This window comes from Streptomyces sp. NBC_00083 (assembly GCF_026343295.1).
In the GTDB taxonomy this organism is placed as follows: Bacteria; Actinomycetota; Actinomycetes; order Streptomycetales; family Streptomycetaceae; genus Streptomyces.
Genome location: NZ_JAPELY010000001.1, coordinates 440,979 through 457,714 on the forward strand (window position 1 = coordinate 440,979; position 16,736 = coordinate 457,714).

The 16,736-nt window shown below is 73.6% G+C and carries 14 protein-coding genes; 11 read left to right on the forward strand and 3 right to left on the reverse strand.

Annotated elements, in window-relative coordinates; all coding sequences use genetic code 11:
• The first annotated feature begins 135 nt into the window (after positions 1–135).
• The 5 genes from OOJ98_RS01940 (at position 136) to OOJ98_RS01960 (ending at position 6,697) form a co-directional block, all read left to right on the forward strand.
• The gene (locus OOJ98_RS01940) at positions 136–1,269 is read left to right on the forward strand and encodes a GNAT family N-acetyltransferase (RefSeq protein ID WP_267052860.1); all 1,134 of its coding nucleotides are present in this window, start codon (positions 136–138) and stop codon (positions 1,267–1,269) included.
• A 157-nt stretch (positions 1,270–1,426) separates the two neighbouring features.
• Positions 1,427–2,770, forward strand: coding sequence for a glycosyltransferase family 2 protein (locus tag OOJ98_RS01945; RefSeq protein ID WP_267055469.1), 1,344 nt, complete (start codon positions 1,427–1,429; stop codon positions 2,768–2,770).
• Positions 2,767–3,570 (forward strand): polysaccharide deacetylase family protein, encoded by an 804-nt coding sequence (locus tag OOJ98_RS01950; RefSeq protein ID WP_267052861.1) that lies wholly within the window; start codon positions 2,767–2,769, stop codon positions 3,568–3,570. Before OOJ98_RS01945 ends, OOJ98_RS01950 begins: the two co-directional genes overlap by 4 nt.
• A 145-nt stretch (positions 3,571–3,715) precedes the next feature.
• Complete coding sequence (locus OOJ98_RS01955; protein ID WP_267052862.1) at positions 3,716–5,704, forward strand: hypothetical protein; 1,989 nt, start codon at positions 3,716–3,718, stop codon at positions 5,702–5,704.
• 603 nt (positions 5,705–6,307) lie between these two features.
• The gene (locus OOJ98_RS01960; protein ID WP_267055470.1) at positions 6,308–6,697 is read left to right on the forward strand and encodes a hypothetical protein; all 390 of its coding nucleotides are present in this window, start codon (positions 6,308–6,310) and stop codon (positions 6,695–6,697) included.
• Between the two features lie 8 nt (positions 6,698–6,705).
• On the opposite strand, the gene OOJ98_RS01965 is transcribed toward OOJ98_RS01960, so the two are convergent.
• The 3 genes from OOJ98_RS01965 to OOJ98_RS01975 form a co-directional block, all read right to left on the reverse strand.
• The gene (locus OOJ98_RS01965; RefSeq protein WP_267055471.1) at positions 6,706–8,856 is read right to left on the reverse strand and encodes a lipopolysaccharide biosynthesis protein; all 2,151 of its coding nucleotides are present in this window, start codon (positions 8,854–8,856) and stop codon (positions 6,706–6,708) included.
• 34 nt (positions 8,857–8,890) lie between these two features.
• On the reverse strand, positions 8,891–10,063 hold the full coding sequence (locus OOJ98_RS01970) for a DegT/DnrJ/EryC1/StrS family aminotransferase (protein ID WP_267052863.1): 1,173 nt from the start codon (positions 10,061–10,063) through the stop codon (positions 8,891–8,893).
• Between the two features lie 117 nt (positions 10,064–10,180).
• Positions 10,181–11,083 (reverse strand): RNA polymerase sigma factor SigF, encoded by a 903-nt coding sequence (locus OOJ98_RS01975; protein ID WP_267052864.1) that lies wholly within the window; start codon positions 11,081–11,083, stop codon positions 10,181–10,183.
• A 246-nt stretch (positions 11,084–11,329) separates the two neighbouring features.
• Between OOJ98_RS01975 and OOJ98_RS01980 the strand changes: the two genes are divergently transcribed.
• The 6 genes from OOJ98_RS01980 to OOJ98_RS02005 all read left to right on the forward strand — a co-directional run bounded on the left by OOJ98_RS01980 (position 11,330) and on the right by OOJ98_RS02005 (position 16,716).
• On the forward strand, positions 11,330–11,698 hold the full coding sequence (locus tag OOJ98_RS01980) for an STAS domain-containing protein (protein WP_267052865.1): 369 nt from the start codon (positions 11,330–11,332) through the stop codon (positions 11,696–11,698).
• Positions 11,699–11,762: 64 nt separating this feature from the next.
• Entirely contained in the window at positions 11,763–12,272 is a 510-nt protein-coding gene (locus OOJ98_RS01985) for an ATP-binding protein (RefSeq protein WP_267052866.1), read from the forward strand.
• Between the two features lie 177 nt (positions 12,273–12,449).
• Complete coding sequence (locus OOJ98_RS01990) at positions 12,450–13,121, forward strand: peptidase (protein ID WP_267052867.1); 672 nt, start codon at positions 12,450–12,452, stop codon at positions 13,119–13,121.
• Positions 13,122–13,208: 87 nt separating this feature from the next.
• Positions 13,209–14,147, forward strand: coding sequence for a hypothetical protein (locus OOJ98_RS01995; protein ID WP_267052868.1), 939 nt, complete (start codon positions 13,209–13,211; stop codon positions 14,145–14,147).
• A gap of 8 nt (positions 14,148–14,155) precedes the next feature.
• Complete coding sequence (locus OOJ98_RS02000) at positions 14,156–15,307, forward strand: hypothetical protein (RefSeq protein ID WP_267055472.1); 1,152 nt, start codon at positions 14,156–14,158, stop codon at positions 15,305–15,307.
• Positions 15,308–15,321: 14 nt separating this feature from the next.
• Positions 15,322–16,716, forward strand: a complete 1,395-nt coding sequence (locus tag OOJ98_RS02005; RefSeq protein WP_267055473.1) for a hypothetical protein — start codon at positions 15,322–15,324, stop codon at positions 16,714–16,716.
• Positions 16,717–16,736: the final 20 nt, after the last annotated feature.

Here is a 16,736-nt window from a genome sequence, read left to right on the forward strand (position 1 = left end):
GGGGGCGAAGCGACATCGGTGGGGCGCCCTTCGCCGTAGGGTCACAAACTGCGGGTGGGTACCTACCGGCGGGTGAAATCGACCGGTACCGTCCTGGGGCATCGGGGGCGCGGCAGGAGACCGGGGGGTCGAGCGGTGAGCGGTCTGCGCGGGACCGGCGGCGGTGCGGACGCGCCGCGCCGGATACGAGTGGTGCGGCCCGGCGATCTGAGCGCCGGCGAGCTCCAGGTCTGGCGCGATGTGCGGTCCGCCTCGCCGACGCCGCGCAACCCCTTCATGGAGCCGGAGTTCACCCTTGCCGTCGGCCGTGTACGGGCTTCCGCGCGGGTGGCCGTGGTGCACGGGGAGAAGGAGGGGGGCGCGCCCTCGGGCTTCTTCCCCTTCCACAAGGGCGCGTTGGGGCAGGGGCGGGCCATCGGGTTCGGGGTGTCGGACTGCCAGGGCATCGTCGGACACCCCCAACCGGCGCTCACCGAGGGCGAGTTGCTGCGTGCCTGCGGAGTGTCGTCGTGGGCGTTCGACAACCTGGAGGCCGGCCAGTCGCTGTTCGTGCCGACCGCCTCCGCCGCGTACGCCTCCTTCGTGATCGACGTGGGGGACGGCTACGCGGCGTACGAAACGATCCTGCGCCGGCAGTCGCCGAAGTTCTTCAGGACCACCACCGCCAAGGAGCGCAGGCTCGGACGGCAGGCCGGGGAGGTCCGGTTCGTCTTCGACGAGCGGGACCCGGCGGCGCTCGCCCGGCTCATGGAGTGGAAGTCCGCGCAGTACCGCCGCACCGGGCGGCGCGACCGGTTCGCACGGCCGTGGATCAGCGCCCTGGTACGGCAGCTCGCGCACACCCGCGCGCCCGGCTGCTCGGGGGTGCTCTCCGTCCTGTACGCGGGGGACCGGCCGGTCGCCGCACACTTCGGACTGCGCTCGCGCACGGTGCTGGCCTGCTGGTTTCCCGCGTACGACCCGGAGTTCGCCAAGTACTCGCCCGGTCTCGTGCTGCACCTGCGGATGGCCGAGGCCGCCGCGGCGGCGGGCATCACGGTGCTGGACCTCGGGCGGGGCGCGGCCGAGTACAAGGACGCCCTGAAGACCGGCGAGGTACCGGTGTACGAGGGCGCCGCGACACGGCTCGGCGCGGGCGCGGCGCTGCACTGGATCGCCCGCGAGCCCTCGCGCCGGGCCCACGGTTTCGTACGGAACAGGCCGCGGCTCGCGGAGTTCGCGCAGCGCGGCCTCAAGCGGGCCGGGCGGTTGCGCGGCGCCGGACAGTAGCCCCGGTGGGGCGCAGCCGTCGCAAGGCCCGGAGCACGGGGGGAACGCAGTGTCGGACAGAGCAGCACACACGCCGCGTCGCACGTCGCGTACGGCGGACGGTTCGCGGGCCCGGGGGCCGGTGGGGGCGCAGGTGCGGGACGGCGCGGGGCCCGGCATCGGCGTGGGCGAACTGGATCTCGACGGGCTCGACGGGGACGTCCTGTCCCTGACCCCCGCGCCGGGCGCGCCACCGCTCGGCCCCGGCGAGGTGTACGTCCTGGTGAGGCTGCGGGGCCGACCGGTCGGCACGGTCCTCGCCCACGTCGGCGAGGGCGAGGACGCCGCGCGGACCCTCGCGGCGGCGGCCCGCGAGCAACTCGCCGGATTCGTGTCCCGGCGGGGGGAGGCCCCGGGCCCGTCCGGGCCGGGCTCCGGACCGCGGACGGAGGGCCCGGCCGCGGGGGAGGCGGAGAGGGTGGTGCGGCCCGCCCGGGGCGGCAGGGGCGCGGGGGAGCCCGGAGTGAGCATCGTGGTCGCCACGCGGGAGCGGGACGCTCAACTCGCCCGCGCGCTCGACTCGTTGCTCGGGCAGGACCACCCCGACCACGAGATCCTCGTCGTCGACAACAACCCCGCCACCGACCGGACCCGCGTCCTCGTGGAGCGGCACTACGCCGCGCGCGGCGTGCGCTACGTCGTGGAACCCGTCCCCGGGCTCGCCGCCGCCCACAACCGGGGCGTCGCCGCCGCGCGCGGCGCCGTCCTCGCGTTCACCGACGACGACGTGGTCGCCGACCCCCGCTGGCTCTCCGCGCTGGTCGCGCCCTTCGCCGACGACCCCCGGCTCGGCTGCGTCACCGGCCTGATCCTGCCCGCCCGCCTCACCACCCCCGCGCAGATCCTCCTGGAGAGCCACGGCGGCTTCACCAAGGGCTTCGCGCCCCGCCACTTCGACCCGCGCAGACCCCCGCCCGACGAGCCGCTCTTCCCGTTCACCGCGGGCCGCTTCGGCTCCGGCGCCAACATGGCCTTCCGGGCGGACGCGCTGCGCGCCGTCGGCGGGTTCGACCCGGCGACCGGCACCGGCACCCCCGCGCGGGGCGGCGACGACCTGTACGCCTTCGCCCGCATCGTCGTCGCGGGCCACCGCCTGAGCTACACGCCCGACGCGCTGGTCTGGCACCACCACCGCGAGACCTGGCAGGACCTGGAGAACCAGGCGTACGGGTACGGCGCCGGGCTCACCGCCTACCTCACCGCGATCATCGCCCGCCGCCCCGCGCTGCTGCCCGCGCTGCTCGCCCGGGTGCCGCGGGGCCTCGCGCACGCGCTCGCCATCAGCGCCCACCGCGACGCGGGCGACCAGTCCGTGCCGGGCGGGCACGGCGCCCGGAGCCACCCCTGGCCGCGCTCGCTCTCCCGCCTGGAGCGCCGGGGCATGCTGTACGGGCCGCTCGGCTACCTCCGCGCCCGGCGCCGGGTGCGCGGCCACCGGCTGCCGTGGGAGGTGGCCCGATGAGCGCCGGCGCCGCCCGCGTCCCGGTGCTGCTCTACCACGCGGTGATGGACGACCCGCCCGCCTGGATCGCCGAATTCACCGTCACACCACGGCAGTTCGCGGCGCAGCTCGACGCGATCCGCGACAGCGGACGTACGCCCGTGACCGTCGGCGCCCTCGCCGCCCACTTCGCCGGGCGGGGTCCGCTGCCGCCGAGGCCCGTCGCGCTCACCTTCGACGACGGCTTCGCCGACCTGCCGGGCCGCACCGCCGAAGCCCTCGCGGCCCGCGCGCTGCCCGCCACCGCCTACCTCACCACCGGCGCGCTCGCACCCGGCGGCACGAGCCTGCTGCCGCCCGCCCCGATGATGCGCCTCGACCAGGCGGAGCTCCTGGAGGAGTACGGGATGGAGATCGGCGGGCACACCGTCTCGCACGCCCAGCTCGACACCCTCACCCGGCGCGCCCTGCGCCATGAACTCACCACGTCCAAAGCCGTGTTGGAGGACGTGCTCGGCCACCGGATCGCCCACCTCGCCTACCCGCACGGCTACAACAGCCGCGCCGTGCGCCGGGCCGCGCGCGCCGCCGGGTACGAGACGGCCGTCGCGGTGCGGCACGCGCTCAGCTCCGAGCGCGACGAGGCCTACCGCATCGCCCGGCTCATCGTGCGCCGCGGCCACACCGTCGCCGACGTCGAGGCGTGGATGCGCGGCGAGGGGGCGCGAATCGCGCCGTACAACGACGGTTTCCGCACGGTGGGTTGGCGGCTCTACCGCCGGACCAGGGCCGCGGTGAAGGGGCCCGTCTTCGCCGGGTGACGGAAGCCGGGGGCGCCCGCGTGGTAGCCACACGGACGCGAAGAGTGTTCCTATACTTCTAATTCGCTCAACGGGACAGCCTCGGACAACAGCCAGGGGACGGCGGCGTGACGGCCGCGACCACATCTGTGGGGGGAGTCGTACTGTGCGGCAACGCGGGCCCACGCCGGTCCAGGGGAGTGAGCAGTACCCCGAGGACGCGGTGGACCGACGGTCGGCGGAAGAGCGGGGTGCGGCCGGGGCCCCGGTGAAGGGCAAGCGACGATGGCGGCCCGCGTCCTCTCCGCCCTCGGCGGCGTCGGCGCCGGACCTGATGTCCCCTCAAATCCTGTTCACCTGGCTGCCGTTGGCCGTCGCCATCGCCCTGTGGGTGTACGCCCTGCCGGGCATCGACTACCTCCACATGGGCGACTGGGGGCTGATCGACAAGCTTCCGGCCGCGTTCTACCTCTCCCTCGCCGTCCTCACCGGCGGCTTCGTGGTCAGCCTGCGGCGGGCCGGCACCGCGCCCTGGTGGCCGGGGCTCTACAGCGTCGCCCTGCTCTTCGCGCTCAAGGCGCCCACCGCGATCCTCTACAACGCGGTGCGCTACCCCTGGGCGTCCAAGCACGACGCGGTCGTCAACCACCTGCTCGCCAACCAGGAGCTGCGGCCCGGCGTCCCGCTGTCCGGCAACATGGCGGCGTACGACCAGTGGCCCGGCTTCTTCACGCTCAACGCCGGGCTCGTGCGGGCCTTCGGCGTGGACACCGCGGCCTCGTACCTCAACTGGGCGCCGCTGTTCTACGGCGTGGTCCTCATCCCCGTACTGGTCCTGATCTACCGCACCTTCGCCGAGGACTGGCGGCTCGTGTGGACCGGCGTGTGGATCTTCGAGGTCGCCAACTGGGTCGGGCAGGACTACTTCTCGCCCCAGGGCATGGCGCTGATCCTGCACCTGGCCGTGCTCGCCGTGGTCTTCCGGCACTTCGTACGCCCCGGGGCGGCGGGCGGGCTGCGCTCGCGGGCCAACCTCGACCCGGCGGCGGCCAGTGTTCCGCCGCCGACCACCGGGCGGCAGCGGGCCGTCTGCGTCGCGATCCTGGCCCCGATGATCGCCGCCATCAACTTCACCCACCAGCTGACCCCGGTGATGCTGTGCGTCGCCCTCGTCGCGCTCAACCTGACCCGGCGCTACCGCAACCCCGGGCTCCTCGTCGTGACCGCCCTGATCATGCTGATCTGGGACCTCACCATGGGCCGGCCGCTCTTCGTGGAGACGCTCGCGTCCCTCAAGGAGTCCGTGGGCAACCTCCTCAACAACTCGCGCGCCGGGTACGCCGGTGAACTCACCGGCCCCGGGCCGGTGTTGCAGGGCCGCGCCGACATCGTCATGGTCCTGGTGGTCGCGGGGCTCGCGGCGGTCGCCGTCGTACTGCGGCGCAAACTGGTCAGGAGCGCGCTGCCGCTGCTCCTGGTGTCCGTGGCGCCGGTGCCGCTCTTCGCCGTCAACGACTACGGCGGCGAAATGCTCTTCCGCGTCTACCTGTTCGGGCTGCCCGGCGCGGCGTTCTTCGCTGCGGCGGCGCTGGTGCCGGCGGCGGGGCGGGGGCGGGTGCGGGTGCGGATGGGGGTGCGTGTGCGGTGGAGGGTGCCGGCCGCCGTGCGCCGGCGGGGCGCGGCCGTCGCGCTGCCGGTGGTGCTCGTGCTGCTCGTCGCCGGGTTCGTCCCGGCGTACTACGGCAAGGAGCGGATGTACTACACGCCGCCCGCGGAGACGGCGATGGTGACCCGGGTGCTCGACAACGCGCCCAAGGGCTCGATGATCCTCGCCGTCACCGGGTCCTTCCCGCAGGCACTGCACCGCTACGACCAGCTGGAGCACTGGTACGTGGCCGAGCAGGAGGAGCCGCAGAACGCGATCATGCTGCGGGATCCGGTGGGGTATCTGGAGCCGCAGCTGCCGAAGGACGGGCGGCCGGTGTACTTCATCCTCACGCGCACGCAGGACATCTACTCGGCGGGGGAGGGGTTGCTTCCGGCCGGGGGCTTCCAGAGGCTGAAGCGGGAGCTTGAGGGGTCGGGGAGGTTTCGCGTGATCGACGCGAACGAATACGGCACGATCCTCCAATACGCCCCACCTACTCCACGGTGACCCCGACCCCCCTGGGGCTCCGCCCCGGGCCCCGCCCGCGCGTTCTCCCACCCACCTCCGTGCGGCGACACCAATGAGGCCCGGCCCCCTGGGGCTCCGCCCCGGGCCCCGCCCGCGCGTTCTCCCACCCGCCTCCCGTGCGGCGACACCGATGAGGCCCGGCCCCCTGGGGCTCCGCCCCAGACCCCGTTCGCGCCTGAACGGCGCTCGTCCTCAATCGCCGGACGGGCTGAGGTGGCCTGAACCGGGCATCCTGCCAGGGCCCAACCCACCTGGGGGCGCGGGGAACTGCGCGAGTCGCGGGCACGGTCCGCGGACGAAGGCGGGGTTGCCGGGGGTGCCGATGCTGGGCATCCTGCCAAGGGTCAGCCCACCTGGGGGCGCGGGGAACTGCGCGAGTCGCGAGCACGGTCCGCACCCGAGGGCGGGGTTGCCGGGGCTCCGCCCCAGACCCCGTTCGCGCCTGAACGGCGCTCGTCCTCAATCGCCGGACGGGCTGAGGTGGCCTGAACCGGGCATCCTGCCAGGGCCCAACCCACCTGGGGGCGCGCGAGGGGGGCCCGGGGTCGGGAAGATGGTCCGCGTCCGAGAGGAACAGCCGTGATGCTCACCCAGCCGCACACCCGCCTCACCACCGCCGCATCCGGCTGGCTGGCCCTCGCCGCCACCCAGCTCCCCGCAGGGGTCCCGCTGCGATGGATCCCGGTCCTCCTCTTCGTCTCGCTCGGCCCCGGCTTCGCGTTGCTCTATCCGCAGGCCGCCTCCCTGCGCCCCGGCGCCCGACTGGAGGCGCTCGCGCTCGTCGCGCCGCTCAGCCTGTCGTTCGGGGCGCTCGTCTCCACCTGCCTCTTCCTCGTGCACGGGTTCTCGGCGACCGCGTTCCTCGTCTCCCTGGCCGGCTTCTCCACCCTCGCCAGTGCCTTCCCGGGGCTGCCGCTGCCGGCCGCCACCCGGGGCGCAGCCGAGCGGGACAAACGGATCAAAGCCCCGTGACGGCGCGGCTACCGCCCCCGCGCCGCCCGGTACACCAGAGCCGCCCCCGTCGCCACGAACAGTCCCGCGAAGACCGGCAGCGCCACCGTCGCGAAGGTGTGCTGGGCCGCCCAGCCCGTGACCGCGAGGAGCCACACCACCACCGCGGTCACCCTCCAGTGCGCGCCCAGGGCACGCAGCAGCACCGTAGCGAGGGCCAGGCACAGCAGGTGGAGGGCCGGGGGCAGCCAGCGTCCGACGCCGCCCGGGGCGGCGAGTCCCGCGGTCTCGGAGAGGAAGCGGGTGAGCTGGGTGTGCCAGGGGCCCGACAGCGGGTCCGGCAGGACGCCCAGGATGACCGGGGCGGTGTGCAGGGCCGCCACCGTCACCCACAGCCCGGCCACCAGGAGGCCGGGGCGCGGCCGGTACAGCGACACCGCCGCGCTGCACACCACGATGAGCAGCACCCCGGCGGTCAGGCTCACCGGCGGCAGCGCGTGCAGCAGTCCCGCGCCGTTGAGGTCCGGGCCGCCGCCCACCGGGTCGGCGGCGCGCGACAGGGGTACCCAGAACAGCCCAGCCGCCAGGCCGAGCAGGAGCCACAGGGCGGTGACCAGGAGCGATTCGTCGCTCTCGGGGGCCGAGGGGTCCGGCGGCAGGCGCAGGTGCAGGGTGGTCGCCGAGCCCTGGTCGGGGTCGACCGGCCGCGCATCGCGTGCGCCCGGCGCGTACACGGGGATGCCGAGCGCGGGCGTCGCCGTGTCCATGCCGCCGCGCAGATACGCGGTCTGCGTCGCCCAGCGCGTCCCGTACTCCCGCGCCTCCTCCGTCCGTGCCGCCTGCGCCCGCATCGCCCAACTCGTGCCGAAATCAGGGGGCTTGACGGCGCTCGGCGTACGGACGGTGGCGCGGGCCGCGAGGGCGCCGCGCAGTCCCGGCACGCAGCACAGCGCCATCACCGTCATCGCGCACAGCTGCGCCCAGCCCGCGCCGGAGATGCCGAGCGGGCCGAGCAGCACCGCGGCGCTGCCGAGGACCAGCGTGCACATCGCGCCCTGGAGGAGGGCGAGCACGCCGGTGCGGCCCTGGACGCGGAGCACCCCGATGTACAGCTCGACGGCGACCCGCGGGATCGCGGCGGCGGCCAGCAACTGGAGTACCAGCGTGCCGTGTTCGGCGTAGTCGTCGCCGAACGGGCGGAGGATCTGGCGGGCGAGGACGAGCAGGAAGAGCACCACCGGGATCAGCAGCAGCGCCATCCGGCGCAGCGCGCCGCGCACCCCGTCGGCGAGCCGGTCGGGGCTGTGCGAGGAGTGCGCGGTGAGCGAGGAGGCCATGTTGATGGCCATGAACTCCATCGTCCCGCCGACGGTGTACGCGATGAAGAAGAAGCCGTTCTGGGCGGCGGGGAAGCGCACCGCGACCATCACCGGGAGCAGGTTGATCATGGCGAGGGAGAACAGCGCGCCGACCGAGTCCCCGGCCAGGAAGCGGCCGATCTCGCGCAGTTCGGGGACGGGACGGTCGCGGTCGGCGGCGGCCTGCGCGGGGATCAGCCGGCGGAAGACGAGCCAGCCGAGCGGCAGGATGGACAGCGCGGTCGCGGCGGCCCAGGAGACGAAGACGCCGAGGGCGAGCGCGGAGAAGACGGCGAGCAGGAGCAGCTTGCCGAGGGAGAAGACGGCGTTGCCGAGCGGCACCCAGATTGCCTTGCGCAGGCCGGTCAGGACGCCGTCCTGGAGGGTCAGGACCGCCCAGGCCACCGACGACGCGGTGAAGACCGCCCCGGCGGTGAGCCCGGAGAGCGGTGCGTACGAGGGGCCCCACAGCGGCAGCGTGAACAGGAAGCCGACGCAGGCCACCGTCACCACGACGGTGCTGGCCACGTAGGCGCGGCGCACCAGGAGCCCGGTGGAGCGGCCGGCCCGCGGCACGTAGCGGACCACCGCGCCGATCATGGTGGTGGCGGTGATCGAGGCGAGCAGCTTCATCGCGGCGATGGCGGCCGAGCCCTGACCGACCGCCTCCTCGCTGTAGTAGCGGGCCGCGACCAGCCAGAAGCCGAGGCCGAGCGCGGCCGACACCGCTGTCGACAGCATCAGGGCGTAGGCGTTGCGGAACATCGAGTCGCCGCCGCCCGTGGGCGGGGCGCTGTCCGTGACGGCCTGCTCGGACGGCACCGCGGCGCGGTCCTCGATCCCGGATCCGGCCGTGTCAGCCACCGGTGGGGCCGCCCCTCGCGGGCCGTACGCCCGCCGCGCGCAGCACGGCGATGGTGCGTTCGGCCTTCAACGGGTCGACGGGCAGGGCGTGCCGGGCGAACCAGCGGGCGGGCTCGGGCGCGGGGGAGGGGTCGGTGAAGGCGGCGCCCGCGTAGTCGTCGAGCGGCGGGTCGTACAGGTAGCCCACCGTGATCCGCTCGCGGGCGAGCGCCGCGCGGGCCGCGTCGCGGTCCTCGACGAGCAGCGGCACCCGGAACAGCGGCTGCACCGGCCCCGGTCCGGGCCGCGCCCACTCGGTGGCGAGCAGGGTGCGCGTGCCCGCGCGGTGCGCGTCGAGGACGGCGTCGAGCCTGCCCACCTTCCGGGCGATGCGGGCGAGCCGGCCCCGGCCGGGAGTCGCCCGGTAGTCGTGCATGTCGACGCGGGCCCAGGAGTGGAAGGCGCCGAGGTTCGGCGCGACGGAGAGGGCGCGGGTCAGGTCGGCGGGGCGCAGCGGCATGCGGATGTCGTCGCGTTCCTGCTGTCCGAGCAGGCGCAGGGCGGCCCAGGCCGCCGGGGCCAGGCGCAGCCCGCGTACGGTCGCCTCGGCGTACGGGCGGGCCCAGTAGGCGAGTTCGGCGCCGGCGCCGCGGGGTTCCAGGAGTTCGTCCCGGGCCTTGGTGAGCGCGTCGCGCAGCCCCGGGTCGGCGATGGTGAGGAAGCCGCCGGCCTTGGCCGCGGTGTGTTTGGAGAGGCTGAAGACGGAGGCCTGCCCGAAGGTGCCGACCGGGCGCCCGGCGCTCTCGCTGCCGATGGCGTGGGCCGCGTCCTCGATGAGGGGGATGTTCAACCCGGCACAGCGGGCGGCCAGTTCGGGTGCCGGGTCGGGATTGCCGTACAGGTTGGTGGTGAGGACGGCGGAGAGCCGGGGCCAGAGCTCCTCGGGCACGGCGGCCGGGTCGAGGGAGCCGTCGCGCGGGTCGAGCGGCGCCTGCACCGGGCGCAGTCCCGCCGCGAGGACCACGAAGAAGATGACGTCGTCGTTGACGGGGGACATCAGGACCAGGCCCCCGGGCGGGCACCAGTGTCTGAGCGCCACGTACAGGCCGAGCCGGCAGGACGGCACGTAGAGGCACTCGCGCCCCAGCCGTCGGCGCATCGCTGCTTCGAGCTCTTCGTACGCCATGAAGTCCCCCCGGGCGCCCCCGCGTCCCCCGCCCAATGTGGCCCAGTGCGCCCCGCCGCGTCAACAACGCGGAAGGGCCCGTTCCTTGACGGAACGGGCCCTTCGGACGGGTGTACGTCACTCTTCGACGGTCAGCCCCTTGCGGAGCTTGCGCAGGGTGCGCGAGAGCAGCCGGGAGACGTGCATCTGGGAGATGCCGAGCTCCTCGCCGATCTCGGACTGCGTCATGTTGGCGACGAAGCGCAGCGAAAGGATCTTCCGGTCCCGCGCGGGCAGCCCGGCGATCAACGGCTTCAGCGACTCGACGTACTCGACGCCTTCGAGGTCGTGGTCCTCGTAGCCGATGCGGTCGCTCAGGGCGCCCTCGGAGTCGTCCTCCTCGGGCTGTGCGTCCAGCGAGCTCGCGGTGTACGCGTTGCTCGCCGCCATGCCTTCGACGACTTCTTCCTTGGTGATGCCCAGGCGTTCGGCGAGCTCGCCCACCGTGGCCGAGCGGTCAAGCTGCTGGGCGAGTTCGTCGCCCGCCTTGGCGAGGTCCAGACGGAGCTCCTGGAGCCGGCGCGGAACCCGCACGGACCAGGAGGTGTCGCGGAAGAAGCGCTTGATCTCACCGACGATGGTCGGCATGGCGAAGGTGGGGAACTCGACGCCGCGGTCGAACTCGAAGCGGTCGATCGCCTTGATCAGGCCGATGGTGCCGACCTGGATGATGTCTTCCATCGGTTCGCTGCGGGAGCGGAAGCGCGATGCGGCGAACTTCACCAGGGCCAGGTTCAGTTCGACCAGGGTGTTGCGCACGTACGCGTGCTCGTGCGTGCCCTCTTCGAGCGAGTCGAGGCGGGCGAAGAGCGTCTTCGACAGGGCCCGCGCGTCGACGGGGCCGACTTCGGCGAAGGGCGGGATCTCGGGGAGGCCCTCAAGTCCCTCTCGTGCGTACTGTCGTGCCTGTGGGGGGCGGATGTCCTGCGGTTCCTGCTTGATCGACGTATCCGCTTGCGATTCGTCGAGCCGGGGTGACATGGGTCTCCTCCATCGTTCTCGGCATATGGCTGCCGATGCCCATACGTGTTGTCCGCGGTGTGCGGCGCCTCCGTGGCCGGTCGTGTTGAAATAACTGTCGCTACTACCCCTACCCGCTTTGAGTGGGCTCTTGCAAGGCTTCTTTGTCCCCATATGTCCGCTTTGCAGGGTTGTTTGGCTTTCAGATGTCGCAGGGAAGGCGTAGTGTTCTTGAGAAGTTACGACGAATCGGCGAAGAGGGACGGCATGGACCGCGGCACGGTCGGCAGCACGAATCGGGGCCGGCTCCGGGTCGGAGTCCGTACCGAGGGCGCCAGTGAGGTCCTGACTCCGGCGGGTGAGCTCGATCACCACACGGCGGATCTGCTCAGGGAACCTCTGGAGGCGGCCATCGCCCAGGGGCGCACCAGGCTGGTCGTCGACTGCTCGCAACTGGAGTTCTGCGACTCCACCGGACTGAACGTGCTGCTCGGCGCCCGCCTCAAGGCGGAGGAGCTGGGGGGCGGGGTGCACCTGGTGGCGATGCAGCCGGTCGTTGCGAGAGTTTTCGAGATCACAGGGGCGGAGGCAGTCTTCACCGTGCATGATTCGCTCGATACCGCTCTGCGTGACTGACCCCGATTCGTCCGGGCAGGAGAGCAGACTCAAGACATTGGCGAATCGGTGAGGTGAAGCGCTGATGAGCACCACCCGGGAGCAAGCTCCGGGCGACCGTGGGCCAGAGCCCCATGGGGCCCGGCCCGGCGCCGTGCCGTCGAAATCCGACGACACGGGCTCTGTCACGTCCGCGCGCGTACTCGCGCTCAACGGGGCGAGCGGCATCGTCCCCATGGCACGGGACTTCACCAGGCAGGCCCTCTACGACTGGGGCTGGCTCCCGGCGGCGACGGCCGAGGGCCGCGCCGCCGCCGAGGACGTCCTGCTCGTCGTCTCCGAGCTGGTGACCAACGCGTGTCTGCACGCCGAGGGGCCCGAAGGGCTGAGGGTGTCGCGCACCGCGAAGGTCCTGCGTCTGGAGGTCAGTGACCTCGGCTCGGGCCAGCCGGCGCCCCGCACCCCGCACCGCGCGGGCCGGCCGGGAGGGCACGGCATGTTCATCGTGCAGCGCCTCTGCCTCGACTGGGGCGTGGTGCGCACGCCGGGCGTGACCGGCAAGACGGTCTGGGCGGAACTCGCGGCACCCGCGTAACTCCCGTTCACGGTTACCGGCGGTTCGGACCCGCCGGTGCACTGGCATGTCCGCACCTCGATCCGCCCTGTTCTTTGTCTTCCCTCGACAAGGCCCCCGGCGTACCTTGACGCCCTATCTGATGAGCCGTCAGGAACGTGGCGGCCTCCGGCAGAACCGGCATAAGGGGAATTCGAGGTGTCGTACCCGAAGCGGACAGCTCTCGCGCTGGCGACGGCGGTGGCGGGCTCGGTGGTGCTGATCACCGCCCCGACGGCCCAGGCCTCCGTCGTCGACGTCAACTACAACTGCAAGACGCCGATCGGTGCCAAGAGCGCCGTGTCGCCCATCGACATCAAAGCGGTGCCGAGCGGCAGTTCCTACAAAGTCACCATGTCCTTCCAGAAGGGCGTCTCCTCCAGCCCGGTCGCCCTGGGCGCCGGCGCGATGAACCCGAGCGCCACCATCGTCCTCGGCGGCGCCGACAAGGGCACGGTCGCCGTGAGCGGCCCGGCCAACTCCGCGGAGATCCCCGCCAACTCCCCCATCAAGATCAGCGACTTGTCGGGCACCTACGTGCCGAAGGCCAACGGCAAGGTCACGCTCACCGCGGGCGTCCTCACCATCAAGGCGCTCGGCACCGTCACGACCTGCACCGCGAGCAACAGCCCCGGCCCCTCCCTGGAGCTCCAGGTCACCGGGGCGAGCGGCTCGACCGGCGGCGGCTCGACCGGTGGCGCGGCCCCCGCGGCGCTGCCCAAGACCGGCCCCCTCGACTCGGCCGTCGCGCTCGGCACCCTCGGCGGCACGGTCGTCCTGGTCGGCGCGGGCGGAGTGCTCTGGCTGACCCGGCGCAACCAGCGGGCCTGACCCGCCCTTTGCGTACGCCCCCGAAGGGAGCCCCTCGCGCTCCCGTACGCCCCGCAAGGGGACCCCCTCGCACCCGAGGAGCCGCCGATGCGTCCGATCCGCCCGGCCCTGCCGGTCCTGGCCCTGCTGCTGTGCGCGCTCTCGGCGCCCGCCGCGCAGGCCGCACCGCCGGCGAGCGGGGAGTGGACCGCCGCGCCCGCATCCGGCGGCGGGACCCGCCCCAGCGCCGACGGGAGGCCCTACTTCTACCTGGAGGGCGCGCCCGGCGCGGTGCTCCAGGACACGCTCTCGCTGAGCAACCCCTCCGGCACCCCCCTCACCCTGCGACTGCGCGGCGCCGCCGCCCACAACACCCCCGACGGCTCCTTCGCCGTACGCGCCGACCCCGACCCGTGGATCACGCTCGCCGCACCCGAGGTGAACATCCCGGCGCGCACCCGGGCCGACGTGCCGTTCTCGGTCACCGTCCCGGCCGGCGCGCAGCCCGGCGACCACCCCGCGGCGCTCGTCGCCACCACGGGCGGACGCGCTGTGGGCGTCCGCCTCCAAGTCCGCGTGGCGGGGCCGACGTTGAGCGCCCTGACCGTGGAGTCCGTACGCGTCGACCGGGGCCGCCACGTCATCCGCTACGCCCTGGTCAACCGGGGCAACACCACCCTCGCCCCGCGGCTCGCGGTGCACGCGGACGGCGTGTTCGGGCGCGCCGTCGAGCGCGCCGCCCGGCCGCTGCCGGTCGAACTCCTGCCGGGGCAGCGCGTCGAACTGAGCGAACCCTGGCCCCATCCGCCCGCCCTCGACCGGGTCGACGTCCGCCTCGACGTCACCGCCGAGGGCGGCGCCCGCGCGAGCGGCTCGGCCGAGGTGTCGTTCGTGCCGTGGGGCCCCGTCGCCGGGGTGGGCCTCGTGCTGCTCGGCGGCGCCGCCGCCGCATGGACCGGCACGCGCCGGCGTCGCGCACGCCGTGCCGAACCGGATGAACCGCTGCTGGAGGAACGCGAGTTGGCGCAGACAGGAGCTCTTCAGTGAAGCCACGCCTGAGGGGCGCGCCCCCGGCCCTGCCGCCGGCTCTGCTCGCCCTCATCGCCCTGCCGCCGGCCCTCCTGGCGCTGCTCGCCCTTCTCGTCCTGCCGACGGCCGGACCCTCGTACGCCGACGACGCCGGGCCCGCGGTCACCCTCTCCACGGCCGAGGCCGCCAAGGGCGCCGACGTCACCGTCACCGGCAGCGGCTGGCGGCCCGGCGCGCTGCTCATGCTCCTCGTCTGCGGGCAGTCCGACCCCACCCGGGGCGTGATCGGCGGCACCAACTCCTGCTCCAACGCCGACGGTCAGGCCGTCACCACCGACGCCAAGGGCGCCTTCACCAAGGCGCTCCCGGCGGCCCCGCCGCCCAAGCCCTGCCCCTGCGTCGTCCACGTCGCCACCGTGCAGGGCGAACCGGCTCTGGTGGACGCCGAGTTGAAGATCACCGGCCACCCGGTGGCGCCGCTGCCCGACCAGAGCGGCGACGGCAGACTCGCCGTGCTCGCCGAGCCCCGTCTGGACGGCAGCAGCTCCCTGCTGACCTGGTTCGGCGCGCCACCCGCGCGCACCCTGGTCTTCACCGTCGGCAACCTGGGCTCGGCCCCGGTCAAGGACCCCGTCTTCCAACTCGGCACCGCCCACGGCGTGTTCGCGCCGCAGTGGGAGGACCGCCAGTGGAAGGGCACCATCGGGCCGGGCCAGAAGGCCGAGATCAAGCTCGACTTCGAGCTGTCGGCGGGCGCCCACGGCGACTACCAGGTCTCGCTCCAGTACGCGAAGAAGCTGCTCGCCACCGAGCCCTGGGGCGTGGACCGGCCCTGGGGCGTCACCGTCTTCTGGATCCTGCTCTGCCTGGTGGTGCCCGCCGCGGTCTTCCGCATCGGCATGGCCGTCGTCGACCGGCTCCGCCCGCGCGAGGCGCAGCGGGCGCGCACGCCCCGCCACCGCGGCGGGGGCCTGGCCGGCCTGACCGTGCGCCTGCCGCGGCCCGGCCGCGAACGTGCCGGGCCCGTGGCGCCCGCCGCGGCCCCGGAGCACGGGCCGGGCCCGGAGGGCACCCCGCAGACCACCACGGCGCCGCTGCCGTGGTTCACCCCCGACTCCGCACCGTCAGAGAACCACCCCAACCGTCCGTACGGCCCCACGACGAAGGGAAATTCGTGACCACGCAACGGAGGATGAGCGCGGCCGGTATCGCGCTGATGCTCGGCGGCGCGGGGATCGTGCTCGCCGCAGGCCCCGCACAAGCAGCCGAAGTCTCGTACTCCACCGAGTGCATACCGCCGTCCATCTCCGGCCTGCCGCCGGTCGAGGGAACGACGAAGGTGCAGATCACGGCGCCCGCCACGGCCAAGGTGGGCGACGAGGTGGATGTCGTCTGGAAGTTCACCCAGGCCGCGTCGAACAACCCCAACGTGCTCGACCTCAACAAGGACGTCGTCCAGCCGACCGGCACCCTCAAGGCGGCGGGCGCGCAGAGCGCCGACATCGCCATGAAGGGTCCGCGGACCAATCCGCCGATCCCCAAGAACAGCCCGATGGTGCTCTCGGACATGACGGCCAAGCTGAAGCTCACCAAGGCCGGCGACGTCACCCTGACGCCCGACGCGTACAACATCAACGTCAACCAGATCATGTCGACGGACACCAAGTGCACCCCCAAGGTGGCGGTCGGCGTCGGCGCGACGATCAAGGTGACGGACGCGGGCGGCACCACCGGGGGCTCGACCACCGGCGGCACCACCGGCTCCACCACCTCCGGCGGCACCACCGGCTCGACCACGACGGGCGGCACGACCTCGGGCGGCACCACCGGCTCGACCACGTCGGGCGGCACCACCACGGCCGGCACCACCGGCGGCTCGACGTCCGGCGGGTCCACCTCGGGCGCCACCACCGGCGGCAGCGGCGGCCAGAGCGACTTCCCCGGCAAGGAGGTTCCCGTCACCTTCGCCTGCACCGCGCCGGGGCCGGCCGGCATCCAGGGCAAGGCCACCATCAACGCCAAGAAGAGCGGCGGGAGTTACGCCCTCACCGTCACCATGGGCAAGGGCGTCATGAACAGCCCGGCCGACCTGCCGGCGGGCGCGCTCAAACCGTCCATGCAGGTCGTCGTCGGCGGCGCCGACAAGGGCGCGGTGTCCGTCACCGGCCCGGCCAACCCCGACCCGATCAAGTCGGGGGCGCCGGTCAACCTGACCGACATGACCGGCACCTACAAGCCGGGAGCCTCCGGCAAGTCGACGCTGAGCCCCGGCGACCTGTCCATCGACGTCACCCTGGGCGGCGCCCCGATCCACATCCCGTGCAAGGTCTCCGGCACCGCGCCGGTCTCCCTCGAACTGGACACGGCGGCCCAGCCGGGCGGCGCGGCCGGCGGCACCGGCTCGTCCGGCGCGGCCACCACCGCGGGCTCGGCGGGCGCCGCGTCCTCCTCCGGCGGCCTCGCCCAGACCGGCGCGAGCGACACCGGCGCCCTGCGCGCGCTCGGCCTGGTCGCGGGCACGGTCGTCCTGCTCGGCGGCGCGATCTTCACCTTCACCCCGTGGCGGCGGCTGCGCGGCACGCGCTGACTCCCCGAGAACGGCGAAAG

Excerpts from the sequence above, each read along its gene's own strand:
- OOJ98_RS01950 (WP_267052861.1), top strand. The coding sequence starts at position 2,767 with ATGAGCGCCGGCGCCGCCCGCGTCCCGGTGCTGCTCTACCACGCGGTG.
- OOJ98_RS01960 (WP_267055470.1), top strand. The coding sequence starts at position 6,308 with ATGCTCACCCAGCCGCACACCCGCCTCACCACCGCCGCATCCGGCTGG.
- OOJ98_RS01970 (WP_267052863.1), bottom strand. The coding sequence starts at position 10,063 with ATGGCGTACGAAGAGCTCGAAGCAGCGATGCGCCGACGGCTGGGGCGC.
- OOJ98_RS01975 (WP_267052864.1), bottom strand. The coding sequence starts at position 11,083 with ATGTCACCCCGGCTCGACGAATCGCAAGCGGATACGTCGATCAAGCAG.
- OOJ98_RS01980 (WP_267052865.1), top strand. The coding sequence starts at position 11,330 with ATGGACCGCGGCACGGTCGGCAGCACGAATCGGGGCCGGCTCCGGGTC.
- OOJ98_RS01985 (WP_267052866.1), top strand. The coding sequence starts at position 11,763 with ATGAGCACCACCCGGGAGCAAGCTCCGGGCGACCGTGGGCCAGAGCCC.
- OOJ98_RS01995 (WP_267052868.1), top strand. The coding sequence starts at position 13,209 with ATGCGTCCGATCCGCCCGGCCCTGCCGGTCCTGGCCCTGCTGCTGTGC.
- OOJ98_RS02005 (WP_267055473.1), top strand. The coding sequence starts at position 15,322 with ATGAGCGCGGCCGGTATCGCGCTGATGCTCGGCGGCGCGGGGATCGTG.